Origin of the sequence: Corallococcus praedator (genome assembly GCF_003612125.1) — a bacterium.
GTDB classification, from domain to species: Bacteria; Myxococcota; Myxococcia; order Myxococcales; family Myxococcaceae; genus Corallococcus; species Corallococcus praedator.
The window spans coordinates 1-2,296 of the sequence record NZ_RAWI01000694.1 but is presented as its reverse complement, the minus strand read 5'-3'; the positions used below and the strand labels follow the sequence as shown (position 1 = coordinate 2,296).

At 72.7% G+C, this 2,296-nt stretch carries 3 protein-coding genes; 2 read left to right on the top strand and 1 reads right to left on the bottom strand.

Features of this window, described 5'->3' with window-relative positions; translation table 11 throughout:
- Positions 1-1,063 (top strand): saccharopine dehydrogenase family protein (locus D7Y13_RS40940; protein ID WP_120631040.1); only part of this gene is annotated, 1,063 nt, incomplete at its 5' end.
- The gene (locus tag D7Y13_RS40935; RefSeq protein WP_120535437.1) at positions 1,063-1,728 is read left to right on the top strand and encodes a TetR/AcrR family transcriptional regulator; all 666 of its coding nucleotides are present in this window, start codon (positions 1,063-1,065) and stop codon (positions 1,726-1,728) included. The genes D7Y13_RS40940 and D7Y13_RS40935, both read left to right, overlap by 1 nt.
- Here D7Y13_RS40935 and D7Y13_RS40930 read toward each other — a convergent pair.
- Positions 1,723-2,010, bottom strand: coding sequence for a hypothetical protein (locus D7Y13_RS40930; RefSeq protein WP_120535438.1), 288 nt, complete (start codon positions 2,008-2,010; stop codon positions 1,723-1,725). The genes D7Y13_RS40935 and D7Y13_RS40930 overlap by 6 nt on opposite strands.
- Positions 2,011-2,296: the final 286 nt, after the last annotated feature.

The window sequence follows — 2,296 nt, the reverse complement described above, 5'->3', positions numbered from 1 at the left end:
GGGGGGCTATGGGGTGGTGGGCGCCCAGCTCGCCGGGCTCCTGAGGGAGCGTCATCCGGACCTGCCGCTGCTCATCGCCGGGCGCAGGGAGGCGCCGGCCCGGGAGCTGGCCGCGCGGCTGGGCGGAGCGGAGGGCGTCGCGCTGGAGGTCCGCTCGCCCGGTGCGCTGGCGGCGCTGGGGGGACGGCCTCGCGCCGTGCTGTCGCTGGTCAACGACCCGGACGACGTCCTGCTGATGGCGGCGTCGCGCGACGGGGTGCCCGTCCTGGACATCACCCGGTGGACGTCCCGGATGATGGCCACGGTGCTGCGGCTGTCCGGAGCGCCGCCGCGGGCGCCGGTGCTGCTGGGCTCCGCGTGGATGGCGGGGCTGGTGCCGCGCCTCGTGGCCCTGGCCGCCGAAAGGGTCGGGCGCCTGGAGCGGGTGGAGGTGGCCATCCGGTTCGCGCTCGCGGATCAGGCCGGACCGGACTCCCTGGAGTACATGGACCGGCTGGGCCTGTCCTACGAGGTGACGGAGGATGGCCGCGAGCGTCAGGTGCTGCCGCTGACGGACGGTCGGCGGGTGACGTTCTCCGACGGCCGGGCCACCCGGGTCTTCCGGCTGGACACGCCTGAACAGGCGACGCTGCCCCGGGTGCTGGGCGCGCGCACGGTGACGACGCGGCTGGGCTTCGACTCGGGCTCCGCGACCTGGACGCTGGTCGTGCTCCAGCGGCTCGGCATCCTGCGGCTGCTCCAGCACCCCCGCTGGACGGCGCTGCGCCGGAGCCTGCTCACCGGCAGCAACACGGGGGGAGAAGCCGCGTGGGTGGCGGATGTGGAGGGCGAGCGCGGCCATGTCCGCATCGAAGTGGTGGATCCGAAGGGACAGGCCCACCTCACCGCCGTTGGAGCGCTGTTGGGTGCCGAGCGGCTCCTGGGGCTGGATGGTGCGCCACCGCCGCCCGCGGGCGTGTGGTTCCCGGAGCACGAACCCCGCCCCGAACAGACGCTGGCCACGCTCGGCGCCTGCGGCGTCGAGGTCCGCATCGACGCGTCCCTGGCGCGCGAGGTGGCGTGATGCCGCGCCGCGCGAGCAAGAAGGTCGTCGGGGCCCTTCCTTCCGCGAGCCCCCGCGAGGGCACGGCGGTGCACGCCAAGGGCACCGAGCGCGTGGGCCACATCCTGGACGCGACCATGGAGGTCCTGGTCCAGGAGGGCTACGCGGGGCTCAGCCTGCGGGGCGTGGCCCAGCGCGCGGGCGTGAGCCTGGGCAACCTGCAGTACTACTTCCCCACGAAGCAGGACGTGGTGCGCGCGCTGCTGGCGCGCTACCTGGAGCAGGCCCTCCAGCGGGTCCACGCGCGGGTGGAGGGCGGAGGCGGTGAACCGGCGCAGCGGCTGCGGCACGCGGTGGACGCCGTCCTGGAGGATCAGGACTCACCCCAGGCCTGCCAGTTCTTCGCGGAGCTGTGGGCGCTGGCCGCGAGGGACGCCATGGTGGCGGACGCGCTCGCGGTCTTCTACGCCGGCTACCGCGCGGGCGTGGTGGACCTGCTGCGACAGCTTGCCCCCGACCTCACGCCGGCGCGCCGGGAGCGGCGCGCGGCGCTGCTGGTCGCCTTCTTCGAAGGACTGTCCCTCTTCCGGGGCGGCGGCAATCTGCGCGCCGCCTCGGTGCCGGGACTGGAGCAGGAACTGCGAGGGCTGCTGGAGCAGGTGCTGCTGCTCCCGCCAGCGCTATAGCCGGACGCCGTTGCAGTACGGCTCCCCGTTCGGCTGCGACCAGCAGGTGCCGGAGGAACACGTTCCGGTGGGGCTGCACTTGGGACGACACAGCCCTTCACTGGGGTTGCTGGTGAGCCAGGCACAGGTGTTCGTGGTGCCGCGGCAGTAGCCCGAGCCCGTCTCGCAGGCGAGGCCCTGCTGGCTTGCGCCGAACGTCTCATCGTTCGCGTCGACGGCCTCCGGGCCGCAGGCGGTGAGTCCAACGGAGCACAGGACGATGAAACACAGGGAACGCAGCATGTGAGCCTCCAGGGTGTGGGTCAGGAGCCCTGGAGTGTATTCGACTTGAGCGCAGCGTGGCGACCAGGCGATCGAGCGCTCCCTCGTCTCGCGAAGGCAGTGTCAGCGCTTCGGAACCGTGGTGCAGCAGCCCGAGCTGGCGCAGCGGACGAAGCCCTGGGACCTGCACATGTCATCGCTGGTGCAGGCGGGGCCCTGGCCGGGATTGTCGCAGGTCTGTCCCTTATACACATCTGACGCTGCCGACGAACCCTAGGGGGTAGACCACGGTGGGTCCCCACTGTTT

Bases quoted from the DNA above. Each gene is read 5' to 3' on its own strand.
- D7Y13_RS40935 (WP_120535437.1), top strand. From the start codon at position 1,063: ATGCCGCGCCGCGCGAGCAAGAAGGTCGTCGGGGCCCTTCCTTCCGCG.
- D7Y13_RS40930 (WP_120535438.1), bottom strand. From the start codon at position 2,010: ATGCTGCGTTCCCTGTGTTTCATCGTCCTGTGCTCCGTTGGACTCACC.